17 protein-coding genes are annotated in these 15223 nt (G+C 62.6%); 15 read left to right on the top strand and 2 right to left on the bottom strand.

Translation table 11 applies throughout. The features are described from left to right. From ENZ74_RS05560 to ENZ74_RS05540, 5 genes are all read left to right on the top strand, one after another. On the top strand, positions 1-220 hold a 220-nt coding region (locus ENZ74_RS05560; RefSeq protein WP_281034593.1), incomplete at its 5' end, for an FAD-linked oxidase C-terminal domain-containing protein. Between the two features lie 22 nt (positions 221-242). Beyond that, positions 243-2252 carry a DUF2817 domain-containing protein gene (locus ENZ74_RS35665; RefSeq protein WP_082826520.1) on the top strand — a complete coding sequence of 670 codons (2010 nt, stop codon included), beginning with the start codon at positions 243-245 and terminating at the stop codon, positions 2250-2252. Positions 2253-2323: 71 nt separating this feature from the next. Next, entirely contained in the window at positions 2324-3121 is a 798-nt protein-coding gene (locus ENZ74_RS05550; protein WP_127312689.1) for a transporter substrate-binding domain-containing protein, read from the top strand. Between the two features lie 77 nt (positions 3122-3198). Beyond that, positions 3199-3906, top strand: coding sequence for an ABC transporter permease subunit (locus ENZ74_RS05545; RefSeq protein WP_164760954.1), 708 nt, complete (start codon positions 3199-3201; stop codon positions 3904-3906). A 5-nt stretch (positions 3907-3911) separates the two neighbouring features. Continuing rightward, entirely contained in the window at positions 3912-4643 is a 732-nt protein-coding gene (locus ENZ74_RS05540; RefSeq protein ID WP_063170307.1) for an ABC transporter permease, read from the top strand. 116 nt (positions 4644-4759) lie between these two features. On the opposite strand, the gene ENZ74_RS05535 is transcribed toward ENZ74_RS05540, so the two are convergent. Next, the gene (locus ENZ74_RS05535) at positions 4760-5977 is read right to left on the bottom strand and encodes an FAD-dependent oxidoreductase (protein WP_024503251.1); all 1218 of its coding nucleotides are present in this window, start codon (positions 5975-5977) and stop codon (positions 4760-4762) included. A 15-nt stretch (positions 5978-5992) separates the two neighbouring features. Then, positions 5993-6757, bottom strand: a complete 765-nt coding sequence (locus ENZ74_RS05530) for an HpcH/HpaI aldolase/citrate lyase family protein (RefSeq protein WP_063168720.1) — start codon at positions 6755-6757, stop codon at positions 5993-5995. 118 nt (positions 6758-6875) lie between these two features. Between ENZ74_RS05530 and ENZ74_RS05525 the strand changes: the two genes are divergently transcribed. From ENZ74_RS05525 to ENZ74_RS05480, 10 genes are all read left to right on the top strand, one after another. Then, positions 6876-7766: a 2-hydroxy-3-oxopropionate reductase gene (locus ENZ74_RS05525; RefSeq protein WP_063168721.1), complete on the top strand. Its 891-nt coding sequence runs from the start codon at positions 6876-6878 to the stop codon at positions 7764-7766. 5 nt (positions 7767-7771) lie between these two features. Continuing rightward, positions 7772-8584, top strand: coding sequence for a shikimate dehydrogenase (locus ENZ74_RS05520; RefSeq protein WP_013530407.1), 813 nt, complete (start codon positions 7772-7774; stop codon positions 8582-8584). After that, the gene (locus tag ENZ74_RS05515) at positions 8577-9383 is read left to right on the top strand and encodes an SDR family oxidoreductase (RefSeq protein WP_063168722.1); all 807 of its coding nucleotides are present in this window, start codon (positions 8577-8579) and stop codon (positions 9381-9383) included. Before ENZ74_RS05520 ends, ENZ74_RS05515 begins: the two co-directional genes overlap by 8 nt. Before the next feature lie 95 nt (positions 9384-9478). After that, positions 9479-9826, top strand: a complete 348-nt coding sequence (locus ENZ74_RS05510) for a RidA family protein (RefSeq protein WP_013530405.1) — start codon at positions 9479-9481, stop codon at positions 9824-9826. Further along, the gene (locus ENZ74_RS05505; RefSeq protein WP_082826522.1) at positions 9823-10665 is read left to right on the top strand and encodes a FadR/GntR family transcriptional regulator; all 843 of its coding nucleotides are present in this window, start codon (positions 9823-9825) and stop codon (positions 10663-10665) included. Before ENZ74_RS05510 ends, ENZ74_RS05505 begins: the two co-directional genes overlap by 4 nt. A 287-nt stretch (positions 10666-10952) precedes the next feature. Next, the gene (locus ENZ74_RS05500) at positions 10953-11663 is read left to right on the top strand and encodes an SDR family oxidoreductase (RefSeq protein ID WP_082826690.1); all 711 of its coding nucleotides are present in this window, start codon (positions 10953-10955) and stop codon (positions 11661-11663) included. Between the two features lie 12 nt (positions 11664-11675). Then, a complete protein-coding gene (locus tag ENZ74_RS05495; RefSeq protein WP_063168723.1) occupies positions 11676-12425 on the top strand; it encodes an SDR family oxidoreductase in 750 nt (249 codons plus the stop codon). 69 nt (positions 12426-12494) lie between these two features. Further along, the gene (locus ENZ74_RS05490) at positions 12495-13445 is read left to right on the top strand and encodes a LysR substrate-binding domain-containing protein (RefSeq protein WP_063168724.1); all 951 of its coding nucleotides are present in this window, start codon (positions 12495-12497) and stop codon (positions 13443-13445) included. 86 nt (positions 13446-13531) lie between these two features. Further along, positions 13532-14566: an amino acid ABC transporter substrate-binding protein gene (locus ENZ74_RS05485; protein ID WP_013530400.1), complete on the top strand. Its 1035-nt coding sequence runs from the start codon at positions 13532-13534 to the stop codon at positions 14564-14566. Positions 14567-14645: 79 nt separating this feature from the next. Beyond that, positions 14646-15221 carry an ABC transporter permease subunit gene (locus tag ENZ74_RS05480; RefSeq protein ID WP_164760953.1) on the top strand — a complete coding sequence of 192 codons (576 nt, stop codon included), beginning with the start codon at positions 14646-14648 and terminating at the stop codon, positions 15219-15221. The last annotated feature ends 2 nt before the right edge of the window (positions 15222-15223 follow it).

Below are 15223 nucleotides of genomic sequence, written 5' to 3'. Positions count from 1 at the left end.
TGTTGGGTCCAAGCGCATCCATTCGCTGCTGGCGACGGTTGACCCGACGAAGCTCGCCGCGATGGAGCGGGTGAAACGAGCGCTGGACGATCAGTCGATCATGAACCCCGACAAGGTGCTTCCCTCCGACGCCTGGTTTGTCCGGTCCTCCAGGCCGCTCCTTTCCGGCAATGAGCGCCGATTGCCACCTCAGAACACGAGCCATCACAACGATGAATAGCCCCACGGTGGAACGACAGGGAATGAACGGATTGACCGCAACCGCCAGCGATCCGGTGGGATCGACCATGCGCCATGATGAGCCAGCCCCCGCCTATGCCCGTGATTTCGCCGTCCTTCGCAGGAGATTTCGCGAAGCCGCCGAGCGGGCCGGCGCGGAACTGTCTGAATATGTTCATCCGCTGAACGGCCCGGATGGCGAGACGCTGGCGACGGATGTGGCGCTGCTTGGCCGCCGCGATGCGCGCAAGCTGATCGTGCTCATCTCCGGTACGCATGGTGTCGAGGGCCCGTTCGGCTCGACTTGCCAGACCGCGTGGCTCGGCCAGAAGCACCTGCGGCGCCTGCCCGGCGACACAGCCATCCTTGCCATTCACCTCATCAATCCCTGGGGTACGGCTTGGTCGCGGCGCGTCAACGAGGACAATGTCGACCTCAACCGCAACTTCATCGACTGGTCTTCAAGTGCTCCCGTCAACAACGGTTATGCCGGCCTGCACGACGCCATGGCGTATCGCGAGTGGGAGGGACCGGACCGCATAGCGGCCGACGAGAAGCTCGCCGTGGCGCGCAAAAGGCTTGGGCATGCCGGGCTGGCGGCGATCGTCGAAGCCGGCCAGTATGAGTTCGCCGACGGCATGTTCTACGGCGGTGGCGGCCCGGTCTGGTCGAACCGCACCTTGAACGAAATTCTGAAGACCTTTGCCGGCGCGGCGCGCCAGGCCATCGTCTTCGACCTGCATACCGGCGCCGGGCCTTACGGTTATCCGGCTCTGCTTTCTGTGGCGAGTTCCGAGCATGACGGCCTTGCCTGGGGCAAATCCATCTTCGGGCCGGCGCTGGCGACAGTCCTGACAGGCCAGGGCGCCAAGACCGATACCGGCATCACGGCAACGGCGACCGGCTATGTCTCCGATGCCGTCCGCAAGGCAATGCCGAACGCGCGCGTGCTGCCGCTTGTCGTTGAATGCGGCACGTTGGACGGGCCGGCTGTCATGGAAGCGGTCCAGGCCGACAACTGGCTGCATCTGTTCGGCAAGCTCGATTCGCCGTTGGGCAAGCGGATCCGCGACACTCTGCGTTGCGCCTTCATCCCGGATGACCCAGACTGGCAACGCACCTGCCTGTCCAGCAGCCTGCGCTATTTCGATCGTGCGCTGGCGGACCTGCGAACCGTCGAGATAACCCAGGACACCAGCAGCGAACAGACGCCGCCAACCCTTCCTGCCGTCGCGGCCGATCCGGCGCCCGCTGACAAGGCAAAGATCACCACGCCGGCCGTGCAGATCGACGAGCTTCACAAGAGCTTCGGCTCGCTTTTGGTGTTGAAGGGCGTCAATCTCACCGCCCATGCCGGTGAGGTCATTTCCATGATCGGCTCGTCGGGCTCGGGCAAGAGCACGTTCCTGCGTTGCATCAATCTTCTGGAGCAGCCGGATGGCGGCAAGGTCGCCATCGATGGCGAGGTGATCAAGATGAAGCCGCTGTCGAGCGGCCGTCTTGGGCCAGCCGATATGGCGCAGGTCGAACGCATCCGCGCCCGCGTCGGCATGGTGTTCCAGAACTTCAATCTGTGGCCGCACATGACTGTGGCGGAGAACATCATCGAAGCGCCCCGGCACGTCTTGAAGGAGCCCCGCGAGAAGGCCATCCAACATGCGCACGCTTTGTTGAAGAAGGTCGGGCTCGCCGACAAGCACGCTCATTATCCGGGCCAGTTATCAGGCGGCCAGCAGCAACGCGCCGCGATCGCCCGAACGCTCGCGATGCGTCCCAAAGTCATCCTCTTCGACGAACCGACATCGGCGCTCGATCCCGAGTTGGTCGGCGAGGTGCTGCGCGTGATCCGTCAACTGGCGGAGGAAGGCAACACCATGATCCTCGTAACGCACGAGATGCAGTTCGCGCGCGAGGTCTCCCACAAGGTTCTGTTTCTCCACCAGGGAAAGGTGGAGGAAGAGGGTGCGCCCGCGGAGCTGTTCGGCAGCCCGCGCTCGGAGCGTCTGCGCCAATTCCTGGCTCGGACACTGTGAGGGAAGCATTCTCGAAGCGTCCGGTTCGCACCGGACAACGGCAATGAAGACCAACAACAAGGGGAACTGATATGAAACTGAAAGTCTTGACGCTGCGCGCATGTCTCGCGGGAAGCATGGGAAGCGCATTGGCGGCCGAAGGCGAGTTGTCCATCGGAACGGAAGGCGCCTACCCGCCATGGAGCATGTCCGACGCCAATGGCAACGTCACCGGTTTCGACGCCGATGTCGGCGCGTTGCTGTGCACCAAACTCGCGGTGACCTGCCATTTTGTCGTGCAGGCGTTCGACGGGTTGATCCCGGCGCTGAAGGCCAAGCGCTTCGACGTCATCATCTCGGGCATGTCGATCACCGCCGATCGCAAGAAGGAGATCAATTTCAGCGTCGGCTATGCCGAACTGGCCAACATGTTCGTCGCGGCCAAGGGGTCTGATCTGGCCGCGATCACCGACGTCGACACGCTGCTGAAGTCGCTCGACGGCAAGAAGGTCGGCGTGCAGGCTGGCACGACCCACGCGCATTTCCTCGAGAAGCGTGCACCGAATGCCGACCTGAAAACCTACGACACGCTTGACCAGATGCAGATCGACCTGGCGAGCGGCCGTATCGACACGGCTTTCGCCGATCAATCCGCCTTGCAGGATTTTCTGGACAAGCCTGACGGCAAGAACTTCCAACTGGTCGGTGTTGAGATCAAGAGCACATACGACCCGACGCTTGGCGAAGGCATCGGCGTCGGCATCGCGCAGGACAACACCGAACTCAAGGTCAAGATCGACAAGGCGCTTTGCGAGCTGATCGCGGACGGCTCGGTCGGCAAGGCAAGCGAGAAATGGTTCAAGACGGACATTTCCCGGCCCTGCAAATAACGCCTTGGAACCCTCGCATGCGCCCGGAGCTCCGGGCGCATGCACTTCATTGGCACGACAAGACTAGGGCAACTCAGATGGAATTCGGTCTCTGGCAGGTTTGGGAAGCGGGTTGGGTGACCGCCATCCTGCGTGGCGCGTCGATAACGATCCTGGTGGGTCTCGTCAGCATGGCGGCCGGGCTGGTGATCGGCATTGTCTGCGGCTTGATCAAATGGGCCCGGATATTTCCGCTCTCGCTGCTCGTTGATGCCTATACCTCGCTGGTGCGCGGCGTGCCCGAGCTGCTCATCATCTACCTCCTGTTTTTCAGTTCGGTTGAATTCGTGACCAAGGTCGTGACCGCTTTCGGCTATGCCGGGGTCGCGGAGAGCGGCTATGCGTTCGTCATCGCGGTCATCGCCATCGGCGCGATCTCCGGCGCCTATTCGACCGAGGTCGTGCGCGGGGCCCTGGGCGCGATCCCCAATGGGCATATCGAGGCCGCGCGCGCGCTCGGGCTATCGGGCGGCCGGATCTTTCGCCGCATCATCGCGCCGCAGATGCTGCGCATCGCGGTTCCCGGAATCAACAACGGCTGGCAGACCACGATCAAGGACACGGCCCTGGTCTCGGTGGTCGGCCTTCAGGAGCTGATGCGCATTTCTTTCATTGGCGCCAATTCCACCCGCCACCCGTTCATCTTCTACCTGATCGCGGCTGTGGTTTATCTGGCCATTACGCTCGTCAGCCAGGCCGGGTTCGACGGCATCGAACGCCTGCTCAGGGTGAGGACGAGAAAGTAGTTATGATGGATCTCATCCAGCTAGCGGTTCCCGTCCTGCTCAAGGGCCTGTGGGTCACAGCGGCACTAACGTTCGTCTCGGTGCTGATCGGCTTCAATCTGGGCCTCGGTTTGGCGCTGATGCGACTGTCGTCGAACCGCTTCCTGTCAGGCTTTGCCAAATATTATTCCAATGTCTTTCGCGGGACGCCACTGCTGGTGCAGATTTTCCTGTTCTATTACGGGCTTGGCCAACTTTCCTCGATCAAGGACAACGCAGCTTTGTGGTGGTTGATCAGCGACGGCGCGCGCTGCGCCGTGCTGGCGCTTGCGCTGAACACGGCTGCCTACACGTCGGAGATCCTGCGCGGCGGATTGATGTCGGTTCCGGTTGGCCTCGTCGAAGCGGCGCAGGCATGCGGCATGTCGCGCATGCTGCGGTTCCGGCGCATCGAGTTTCCGCTCGCCATCCGCCAGGCGCTGCCGGCCTATGGCAATGAGCTCATCCTGGTCGTCAAGGGGACCAGCCTTGCCTCGACGATCACGGTGCTCGAGATCACCGGCTACGCCAAGCGGCTGATGAGCCAGACCTTCGCAATCTTCGAGATCTTCGCCATTGCCGGCGTGCTCTACCTTGTGATCAATCTGCTGTTGATCGCCATCATCCGCGCCATAGAGCGTTTCCTCATGCGCCACGAGGCCTCCTCTGGCCGAGATCTGGCAGCGCCGCAACCAAATCGATCGACCGTGGGTTCGTGACGCCCCTGCTAAGATAGAGCGATCCGAGCGAGTAGTTTTCACGACGTCTCTGACTAAAATGCAATTTCATTGGACGCTGAATGCCCGAGATAAAATGGGTGACCGATCGTCTCGCTTTAGATCACTGCTTCCTCGAGAAACGGCTCGTTGCGATCTATGCGCTCGTAACAGAACGGCGAAAGATCGAGCGTCTGGAAAGCCCCGTGAACGATAAGTTCTGAAACGGCGCGGCCCACGGCTGGCGACTGTTGCAGCCCGTGCCCCGAGAAGCCGTTGGCAAACATGAAATTGGTCACCTGCGGGTGGAAGCCGACGATGCCGTTGTGGTCGAGCATGTTGTACTCGTAGTGGCCGGTCCAACTGGTCTGGACCTTGAGTGCGTCGAAAGACGGAATGCGGTGCCAGAGTGCCGGCCAGATGTAGTCGTCGAACTCTTCATGGTGCATTTCAAAGTCGTCGTAGCCGGCCGGTCCGTCGCCTTGCGGCGTGTTGCCGGTGAGAAAAAGCTCGCCTTCGGGACGCACGAATGTTCCGGAAAGGTCGATGACATTGGGCATCCGGCCGGGGATCGGGTTGGCGCTGGCGAAGACGAAGCTGTAGCGCTTGTAGGGCGCGACCGGGATCGACAGGCCGGCCATGGCGGCCACCTGCTGAGCGCGCGGGCCCGCGGCGTTGACCAATGTTCCGCAGGCAACCGTCTGTCCGGTCGCGAGGCGCACCGAGATGACCCGCCCATCGGCGATGTCCAGCCCTGTCACGGCATTGTCAATATACTCGACGCCGCTGGCGCGGGCTGCGCGGCGGAAACCGTTCATCAGCCCCACGGAATCGAACCAGCCCTCTTCCCTGGCCCCCCAGGAACCGCCACCGAGATCCTCCACATTGAGCCAGGGGAAGCGATCCTTCAGCGGGCCCGGCTCAAGAAACACCGTGTGGGCCCCAAAACTGCGTTGCAGATCGACGCGCTCGCGGGCCGCTTTGACGCCGTCGGGTGAACAGCAGTAAAGATACCCATGCTCCTTGAAGCCGAGGTCGGGCGCCGGTTCGTCCTTGTAGAAAGGTGCCATACGCTCCTGAAATCCGCGGATGACCTCGATGCCGAACTGGCTGATCTTCACATTGATCGGATTGGAATATTGCTGCCGGATCGCACTGGTGGAGAGCGCCGTCGACGAGAATTCGTAGCTCGAGTCGCGTTCGACCACGAGGATCGAGGCGCCGCTGCCCAGCGCCTGGCTCAGCCAGTAGGCCGTGGACGAACCGATGACGGCGCCGCCGACGATGACGATGTCGTAGGCGGTGCGTGACGGCGCTTTGTACCGGGGGATCGGCATGGCTGTATCTCCGGTCTACTGAGTGAACGAAGCGACCAAGGCATCCGAGCCCCGCGCCAGCAGGCCGAGGTCGGAACCAACGGCAACCATGGTGAAGCCGTCGGCGAGGTAGCGGTCGGCATCGGTCTTTGCGGGAGCCAGGATCCCGCTGGCCTTGCCTGCCGCCGTTGCCGCCTTGCGCACCGAGGCGATCGCTTCTTGAACGTGTGCGGCCCCGGGATTGCCCATCGCACCCATATTGGTGGAAAGGTCGCCGGGTCCGACGAAGAGAACGTCGACGCCGTCCACTGCCGCAATTTCCGCGGCATTGGCGACGCCTAATTCATCCTCGATCTGTACGGCGAGAAGCTGCTGCTCACGCGCCTTGGCGTGGTAACCGGCGATGCGACCGAAGCCGTTGGCACGGTGACCGACCGAGAAGCCGCGAAATCCACCAGGCGCATATGTCATAGCCGCGACAATGGCGCGGGCCTGATCGGCCGTCCGCACATTGGGGATCATCAGGCTGCGCGCACCGATATCCAGGGCCTGCTTGATCAGATTGGGATCGTCGGAAGGCAGCCTGACGACGGCCTCGCTGTCGAAGCCGCCCATGACCTGCAACTGGGCCATGATGCTGCGCAGATGATTGGGGCTATGCTCGCCATCGATCAGCAGCCAGCCGGCGCCGGAGCCCGCGACAATTTCCGTCGTCAGGGCCGAAGCCAGCGAGCACCAGATGCCGATATGGGTCCGGCCGGCCGACACGGCAGCCTTCAGCGTGTTGAGGCGCTCTTGCATTTTGCGGTCGGTCTCCGATGAGCGAAAGGACGTTGAAATTTGTATGATGTCCTATATCATACGGCAATAATTTGCTGCAAGATGCAATACGCACCAACCTTCGTACAGGGGTTCAAGAATGAAGATCGGGTTCATCGGGCTCGGTGTGATGGGAGCACCGATGGCGCACCATCTCGTCGACGCGGGACATGAGATCTTCACGGTCCTGAACCGCTCCCCTCTGCCGAAGGACCTTAGGGCATCGGTCGTCGCCTCTCCTGGCGATGTGGCGCGGATGTCCGAGATCATCGTGACCATGCTGCCCGACACGCCAGATGTGGAGCGTGTCCTGCTTGGAGGAAACGGCGTCCTGGAGGGGCTGTCGGCCGATAAGCTGGTCATCGACATGAGCTCGATCAGCCCTATCGCCACTGCGGAATTCGCAGCGAAACTGCGGCAAGCGGGAGCCGGCTACCTCGACGCCCCGGTCTCGGGCGGTGAGGTCGGCGCCAAGGCGGCGAGCCTCACCATCATGGTCGGCGGGCCGACCGCAGAGTTCGAGCGCGCGCTGCCGATCTTTCGGACGCTGGGCAAGAACATCACCTTGATCGGCGAGCACAATGGCGCCGGCCAGACCTGCAAGATCGCAAATCAGATCATCGTCGCGCTCAACATAGAGGCCGTGGCGGAAGCGCTCGTCTTTGCCAGCAAGGCCGGTTGCGACGCGGCAAAGGTGCGCGCCGCGCTGATGGGCGGCTTTGCCTCGTCCCGCGTGCTGGAGGTGCATGGCGAGCGCATGATCGCCCGGACCTTCGCCCCGGGCTTTCGCATGCGGCTTCACCAGAAGGATCTCAACCTCGCGCTCGAAAGCGCCCGCGCGCTTGGCGTCTCGCTGCCGAACACCGCGATGGCGCAACAACTGATGAGCGCCTGCTCAGCCCGACCAGGCGGCGCGGAGGCCGACCACTCGTCCCTCGTCCAGGCGCTGGAGATCCTCAGCGGCCACGAACTGTCAAAAGAAAAGGAGTAAAACCGATGCGCGGAACCGGCAAGGCCGAGATCTTCGTGATGCTGGCCCATCCCGTGGCCCATGCCAAGAGCCCCGGCATATTCAACGAGATCTTCGAGCAGAAGGGCCTCGACAGCCTCATGGTGCCCTTGAGCTGCCGCCCGGAGGATTTCGAGGCCTTCTGGGCCGGCATTACGGCAGCCGAGAATATCAGGGGCGTGATCATCTCGGTGCCGTACAAGGTTGCGGTCTATCACAAATGCACCGCCGCTCACGACCGCGCCGCGAGGGTGCAGAGCGCCAATTCCGTGCGCCGGCTGCCCGATGGCAGCTGGTACGCCGACAATTTCGACGGCGTCGGCTTTATCGATGGCCTCAAGGCAGGCGGACATGAGATTGCCGGCCGCCGCATCCTTCAGGTCGGCGCCGGCGGCGCCGGCGCGTCCCTGGCCTATTGTCTCGCCGAAGCCGGTGCCGAGGAAATCCGCTTGGCCGACATCGATACCGGTCGCGCCGAAAAACTGGCGGCGCTGGTCGCGCAGGTCTTCCCGAAATGCCGCATCCAGGTTGGAGAGGCCGAGCCTTCCGGCATGCATATGGCGATCAACGCCACGCCGGTCGGCATGCACGCCGGCGACCCGCTGCCGCTGGATGTGAGCCGGCTGACCCCGGACATGACGGTCGTCGACATCATCATGGAGCCCGCCGAGACCCCCCTGCTAAAGGCGGCGAAAGAGATTGGCTGCCGCATTCAGCCGGGGCGCCCGATGATGGATTTCCAGGTCCGGGCCATGTCCGAATTCTTCGACATCGAAGGCAAGGGTCGCGGCAATGGCTGAGACATTGACGGCCGTCGTCATCGGCGGCACTTCCGGCATCGGACGCGCGATAGCGCTGCGCTTCGCCGAGGACGGCTACCATCTGGTGGTCGCCGGCAGGGATGCGGCACGGGGCGATGAGGCGGTTGGCGCCTGCGCGGCGGTCGGCGCACCGCGCGCGCTGTTTGTCCAGACCGATGTCGCCGAATCCGGCTCGGTGGAAGCGCTGGCGCAGGCCGTCAGCGACGCGTTCGGTACCCCGCACGTCGTCGTCAACTGCGCCGGCATCCTGCAGAGTGGCAAGCACGTCCTCGACCAGGATCTGGACGAAGACGAGAGGATGTGGCGAGTGAACTATCGCGGCACCTTGCTGGGTTGCCAGGTGTTCGGTCGGCTGATGTCGGCTGCCGGGCGAGGCGCGATCCTGAACGTCGGCTCGCTTGCCTCCTTCGCGCCGCTGTCCCTGCCCGCCTACACGCCCGGAAAGCATGCCGTCCTGGCCTTGACCCAGATCCTGGCCGCCGAGCTCGGTCCGCACGGCGTACGCGTCAATGCGGTGGCACCCGGCTACACGCTTTCGGACGGGCTGAAAGCCAGGATCGCCAAGGGTGAGCGCAACCCCGAAGCCATCCAGGCGACCACCGCGCTGCGCCGCTTCGTCGAGCCGCGCGACGTTGCCGAGGCCGCACTGTTCCTCTGCTCCGACCGGGCCGCATCGATAACCGGCGTCACCCTGCCCGTCGACGCCGGCTGGCTCGTTCAGGCGCCCTACGCACAATATCTGCAGGGAAACCCCATCCGCCAGACGCCGGCAATCTGAGTCCATCCGGCGGAGGCCGGAAATCTGACCCATCCGGCGGAGGCCGGAAATCTGACCCATCCGGCGGAGGCCGGAAATCTGACAAGGACAATCCAATGAGTGACATCAAGCGCTTCGACTTCGACACCCGCATCCACCACGGGGTCATCCACAATGGCACCCTCTACCTCACCGGCCAGGTCGCAAAGCCGGGTCAGTCCGCAGCCGACCAGATGCGCGAGGCGCTTGGCAAGGTCGACGTCCTGCTTGCCAAGGCCGGTACGGACAAGACACGTATCCTTCACGTGCAGATGTGGCTGGACGACATCAGGGATTTCGACGAGGTCAACACGGTCTGGGACGGATGGATGCCGAAGGAGCATGCACCCGCGCGCTCTTCCGGCGAAGGACGGATGGCCAAGCCTGGAATGCTGGTCGAGCTGATCGTCACCGCGGCGGTTTGAATGGCCTTGCCGGTTCGGGCATCATCGCGAATCTGGCTAAGGGGAGACTGATGACGAAGCGCAAACCGCTTTCCACTGTCGTGGCGGAGAGTCTGTCCGAAAAGATCCGTTCCGGATCTCTGCTTCCCGGCGCGCAATTGCCGACCGAGGCGGAGCTTTGTGCCGAGTACGACGTCAGCCGGACGGTGGTGCGGGAAGCGGTGGCGCGATTGCGCTCCGAAGGGATGGTGGTGCCGCAGCAGGGCCGCGGCATGTTCGTCAGCGAAACGCCGGCGCCGCGCAATTTCTCGATACCGGACGAGGCGCTGAGGACCTTGCCGGAAACCATTGCCCTGCTCGAACTGAGATTGAGTGTGGAAGTGGAGTCCGCCGGGCTATGCGCGGAACGGCGCACCGATGCGGAGGCGAGTGGAATCCGAACCCTGATGGAACAGGTCGACGCCCAGCAAGCGGATCCCGCTGTGGTCCAGATCCACTATGACTATGATTTCCATCTGGCGATCGCCAAAGCCGCGCGCAACGAATTCATCCACGGCTTCCTGAGCTATCTCAGGCCGATGATCGTTCCACGCTTTCAACTGGGCTACGTGGTCACGCCGGCGCTCAAGGACAGCTATTACGCACGCATTCACAACGAGCACAAAACCATCGTGGATGCCATCGAAAGGCAGGACGGTCGTGCCGCTCGCCAGGCCATGCGCAAGCATCTGCACAACAGCCTCGGGCGTGTGCGCGCTTTGGCACGGGCTTCGGGCGTCGCGGCGACAGAGGCAGAGCAGCAGGCGGCTGCGGCCTCGCTCTTTACCGATATGAAGAGGCCTGTTTCGACCGGCGGATAGGCCCCGGCTTCGATCACCCAGGCATTCGCACTCACCCAGATTAGCCACCGCATTGCGAAAGCCATGTTTTGGCTCCGCCAGCTGACCTGAACCGTTTCCCGCAGGTTGAGAACATCGTTTTCCCGTCGTTTCCTTCGGTTTTCAGCCTCGGCGCCGAGGTCACCACCTGTCCAGGTTTCGGGCGGGAGAAGAGAATTCGAAAGTTTATCTTTCCTTTTTGCTGGTTTTCTTGGTTTCGCGGCATCGGCCCAGGCCGCAGACTGAATCAGGCAATCAGGGAAGCCAACGTGACGACAGCCTTCATCACAGGTGCAACAAGCGGCATAGGGCGGGCCATGACGATCGCACTGAGCGACGCCGGCTACGATGTCTATGCGGTCGGGCGCAGCCAGGCCGCGCTCAAGGCGTTGCAGGCCGAGCGATCCGGCATCGTGCCCATCGCCGTCGACGTGACCGATCGCGAGGCGCTGGAAGCTGTTCTGGCGGATCTGACCATCGACGTGCTGATCAATAATGCCGGGATCATGCCACCGTTGGGCAATTTCGCCGACATGAAAATCTCCGACATCGACACCACGCTGGAGGTCAACCTCAGCGCGGCAATCCTGCTTACCCGCCTCGTCGTTCCGCAGATGCGCGAGCGGCAGGCTGGCCACATCCTGTTCACCGGCTCCACCGCGGGCCACGCGGCATATTCCAACATTGCCGTCTATTCGGCCACCAAGGCGGCGATATCAGGCTTTGCCGCCGCGTTGCGCGCCGACCTCTCCCCATCAGGCGTCCGTGTCACCGAGATCGTCGCCGGCCGTGTCGAGACGCAGCTCTACCAGGACATCCTCGACGCAAAGGCGCGCGCGGCCATGTACGCCAGCAAAGTGGTGCAGCCGGATGACGTGGCCGGAATGGTGGTCGCGGTACTCGGCCTGCCCGCATGGGCCGACGTTACCCGTTTCGACATCATGCCGACATGGCCAACCTCGCCAAGCGGCGCCAAGTAAGGAAAAACTGGAATGAAGGATCTTTCCGTTCTGATCGTAGGCGGCGGCGCTGGCCTCGGCGCGCTTTTGGCCAGGATGGCTGTAGAGGCCGGGGCTGCAAAGATCGGCATCATCGACATCAACCAGGACGCCGCCGAAGCCGCTCTCGCACCGGCAAAGGCCAACGGCCTGCCGACCGCGGCCGCCCTGTGCGACATCCAGGTCGGCCCTCAGTGCCACGCCGCCTTCGACGCCATCGTTTCGAAGCTCGGGCGTATCGACACGCTGATCAATTGCGCCGCGATCTACCCTCGCCGCCCGCTCCTCGAGATCAGCGACGCCGATTGGGATGCCTCCAATGGCATCAACATCAAGGGCACTTATCATATGATGGTGGCAGCCGTTCGCCACATGCAATCGCAGGAGCCGAAGAGCCATGTGCGTGGCCGGATCGTCAACCTGACCTCTGTCGATGCCTTCAAGGCGCATCCGCAGAACGCCCACTATGCGGCAACCAAGGCCGCCGTGGTCAGCCTGACGCGCTCCTTTGCCCATGACGTCGCAAAACACGGGATCCTGGTCAATTCGGTGGCCCCCGCAGGCATGGCCACGGAGCGGGCCAAGGCCCTCGGCTTCCTCGAGGAACTGGCCAAGGCGAGCCCGCTGGGTCGTGGCGCCGAGCCTGCGGAGATTGCCGAGTGGGTTCTCATGACCGGCGGCCCCAAGAATACCTACATGACCGGAGAAAACGTAATTGTTTCAGGTGGTTATATATACGCCTGAGCTATTTTCGCGCGCCGGCGGCGCTGAATTGTCCAACAGGAACGCAAGCGAAAGGAGGTGGAATAGACGATGACCGGCAAGCTTCGCCTTCCCTCGCTGAATGCGCTTCGCGTCTTCCACGCCGTCGCGCAGCACAAGAGCTTCCGGCAGGCGGCGGATGAATTGCTGGTCACGCCGCAGGCCGTCGGACAGCAGATCAAGCTACTGGAGGACACGCTTCAGGTGACACTGTTCGAACGCAAGGGGCGGTCGGTCGAATTGACCGAGTCTGCCATCCTTCTCTCGCACTATGTCAAAGCTGGGTTCGACGAATTTTCCGAAGGTGTTCGCCGCGTCACCAAGTCGAATTACCGGGACCGCATCAACCTGAATGCGAGCCCCTATTTCGCGACCCACTATTTGCTGCCTCGCCTATCTCTGTTCCGGGAGATATTGCCCGGTGCGGATCTGCGCCTGACGACGATGGTCGATCTGCCCGATTTCGGACGCGACGACATCGATATGACCGTCCAGTGGGGCTACGGCAATTGGCCGGACTACGAGACCATACTGCTGGTGCCTGATCCGAAGGTCATCTGCTGCACTCCGGCCATCGGCGAGAGCATCAAGTCGGCGCAGGACCTGACGTTGTTCACGTTGCTGGACACCGTCAAGTCGAAGCGCCTTTGGCCAGACATTTTACGCCACCTTGCCATCGAGCAGACGGACGGCAACCAAAGCATCAGCTTCGACGATGCCGCGACCATGCGCCGTGCAACCCTGCAAGGCATCGGCGTCGGTCTCGTCTCCGTCATCGACGCCGAGGAAGATTTGAGGTCGGGCGCGCTGGTCGCTCCGGTCGGGCGCGACGCCCTTGCCGATATGCGGCCGGAAGAAGTTCCTGGATTCTACCTGATCGTCCCGCGCGGGCACCTGCGCGTGAAGGCGGTCGCCGCCCTTCACCGATGGCTCGCCCAGCAGGACTGGGGCAGCGATCTGAAGATTTCCTCCGTGCCGAAACCGACCCCGCTTTCCGACTAGGAGCGGCTTTGAGACCGAGCTCCGAAAGAGAACTTTTGGGCCTCCAACAACAAGAAACCAAACAACCTCAACAGTGGAGACGGAACATGAAGACGATGAAATGGGGGGCCGCAGCCATGGCCCTTGGACTTGTGCATTTTGCAGCGCCGGCAGAAGCCGCCGGCGGCAAGACGCTGGAAGCCGTCAAGGCGCGCGGCGTGCTCAACTGCACCGGCCATGACGGGTCTTACCTCGGCTTCGCCGAAGTCGACGACAAGGGCAACTGGAAGGGCATGGACATTGATCTCTGCCGGGCGGTGGCCACGGCCGTGCTCGGCGACCCGGCAAAACTGAAGGTCGTTCCGATCAGCTGGGCGCAGCGCTGGCCGTCCCTGCAATCGGGCGATGTCGACATCATCATCAAGGCGTCAGGCGGCACGCTCAGCCGCGACACCGAGCTCGGCCTGCAATTTTCCATGTCCTATTACCTCGGAACGACCAAGGTGATGGCGCACAAGGAGCTAAACCTCAAGTCGCTCAAGGATGCGGCCGGCGGCACGATCTGCATTCCCGCCGGCACGTCGCAGGAACAGCAGGTCGCGGCCTATACGGCCAAGCTTGGCATCAAGCTCGAACCCGTGCTCATCGAAAAGACCGAGGAGCTCGAGCAGGCCTATTTCTCCGGACGCTGCGATCTCTATGCGCAGTGGGGCCCGACGCTCGCCATTGCGCGCATCGCCAAGAGCAAGGTCGACGACCATGTCATCCTGCCCGACGTGCTCGCCGTCGAGCCTGAAGTCATGATCATGCGCCAAGGCGACGACAATTGGGTTGACATCGCCAACTGGACGCTGAGCACGCTGATCTTCGCCGAGCAGGAAGGCATCACCTCCAAGAACGTCGACGAGGTCAAGGCCAAGCCGACCTCGCCGCAAGTCGCCAAGTTCCTCGGCGTCACGCCAGGCATGGGCAAGGGTCTCGGTCTCGATGATGACTGGGCCTACAAGGTGATCAAGAACGTCGGCAATTACGGCGAAATCTTCGAGCGCGACCTCGGCAAGGACTCGCCCTACAAGATGGACCGCGAGTTGACCAACCTTTGGAACAATGGCGGTGTCCTGTTCCCGCTGGTGATCGACTGATCCGTCCTTAACTCACCCGCTCCAGGCCCCGCCCGGCACAGCCGGGCGGGGTCGGCGACAATTCGGCAAGGATCTTTGGATGGTCAGCCTGCTGAGAAATCAAAAGGTCCGCAACGCGCTGTTGCAGGTCCTCTATGTCGGCTCGATCGCCGCGATGGTGCTTGCCGGCATCGTGATCGCCCGCCGCAACCTGGCTGATCAGGGGATCACCTCCGGATTCGACTTTCTGTTCAAGTCGACGGGTTGGGATGTGAATTTCTCGCTGCTGCCCGCCACGGCCAATGATCCCTATTGGTGGTACTTCCTCATCGGCATCATCAACACGCTGTTCCTGGGGAGCGTCGGCCTGATACTGGCGACGATCGTGGGAACGATCGTCGGTCTGGCGCGGACGTCTTCGAACGATTTGGCGCGGCTGCTCGGCCGTACCTATGTGGACATCTTCCGCAACATTCCGCTGATCCTCCAGGTTTTCTTCTGGTATGCGATCATCACGCACCTGCCGACGCCGCGCAGCGCGCACGAAGCCTGGGGCTTCCTGCTCACCAGCCGAGGACTCTACATCCCATTCCCGAACGTCGGCAGTGCCGCGTTTGCCGCAGCCACTGTGGCTGCGGCAAACGCGGCACTGCCGACGTTCGGGAATGGGATGTAGAG

Origin of the sequence: Mesorhizobium sp. M7A.F.Ca.CA.002.15.2.1 (genome assembly GCF_003998715.1) — a bacterium.
GTDB lineage: Bacteria > Pseudomonadota > Alphaproteobacteria > Rhizobiales > Rhizobiaceae > Mesorhizobium > Mesorhizobium ciceri.
Note: the sequence above shows the minus strand (reverse complement) of the source record. Positions and strands in the feature narration are given on the sequence as shown.

Bases quoted from the DNA above. Each gene is read 5' to 3' on its own strand.
- ENZ74_RS35665 (WP_082826520.1), top strand. From the start codon at position 243: ATGAACGGATTGACCGCAACCGCCAGCGATCCGGTGGGATCGACCATG.
- ENZ74_RS05550 (WP_127312689.1), top strand. From the start codon at position 2,324: ATGAAACTGAAAGTCTTGACGCTGCGCGCATGTCTCGCGGGAAGCATG.
- ENZ74_RS05545 (WP_164760954.1), top strand. From the start codon at position 3,199: ATGGAATTCGGTCTCTGGCAGGTTTGGGAAGCGGGTTGGGTGACCGCC.
- ENZ74_RS05540 (WP_063170307.1), top strand. From the start codon at position 3,912: ATGGATCTCATCCAGCTAGCGGTTCCCGTCCTGCTCAAGGGCCTGTGG.
- ENZ74_RS05535 (WP_024503251.1), bottom strand. From the start codon at position 5,977: ATGCCGATCCCCCGGTACAAAGCGCCGTCACGCACCGCCTACGACATC.
- ENZ74_RS05530 (WP_063168720.1), bottom strand. From the start codon at position 6,757: ATGCAAGAGCGCCTCAACACGCTGAAGGCTGCCGTGTCGGCCGGCCGG.
- ENZ74_RS05525 (WP_063168721.1), top strand. From the start codon at position 6,876: ATGAAGATCGGGTTCATCGGGCTCGGTGTGATGGGAGCACCGATGGCG.
- ENZ74_RS05520 (WP_013530407.1), top strand. From the start codon at position 7,772: ATGCGCGGAACCGGCAAGGCCGAGATCTTCGTGATGCTGGCCCATCCC.
- ENZ74_RS05515 (WP_063168722.1), top strand. From the start codon at position 8,577: ATGGCTGAGACATTGACGGCCGTCGTCATCGGCGGCACTTCCGGCATC.
- ENZ74_RS05510 (WP_013530405.1), top strand. From the start codon at position 9,479: ATGAGTGACATCAAGCGCTTCGACTTCGACACCCGCATCCACCACGGG.
- ENZ74_RS05495 (WP_063168723.1), top strand. From the start codon at position 11,676: ATGAAGGATCTTTCCGTTCTGATCGTAGGCGGCGGCGCTGGCCTCGGC.
- ENZ74_RS05490 (WP_063168724.1), top strand. From the start codon at position 12,495: ATGACCGGCAAGCTTCGCCTTCCCTCGCTGAATGCGCTTCGCGTCTTC.
- ENZ74_RS05485 (WP_013530400.1), top strand. From the start codon at position 13,532: ATGAAGACGATGAAATGGGGGGCCGCAGCCATGGCCCTTGGACTTGTG.
- ENZ74_RS05480 (WP_164760953.1), top strand. From the start codon at position 14,646: ATGGTCAGCCTGCTGAGAAATCAAAAGGTCCGCAACGCGCTGTTGCAG.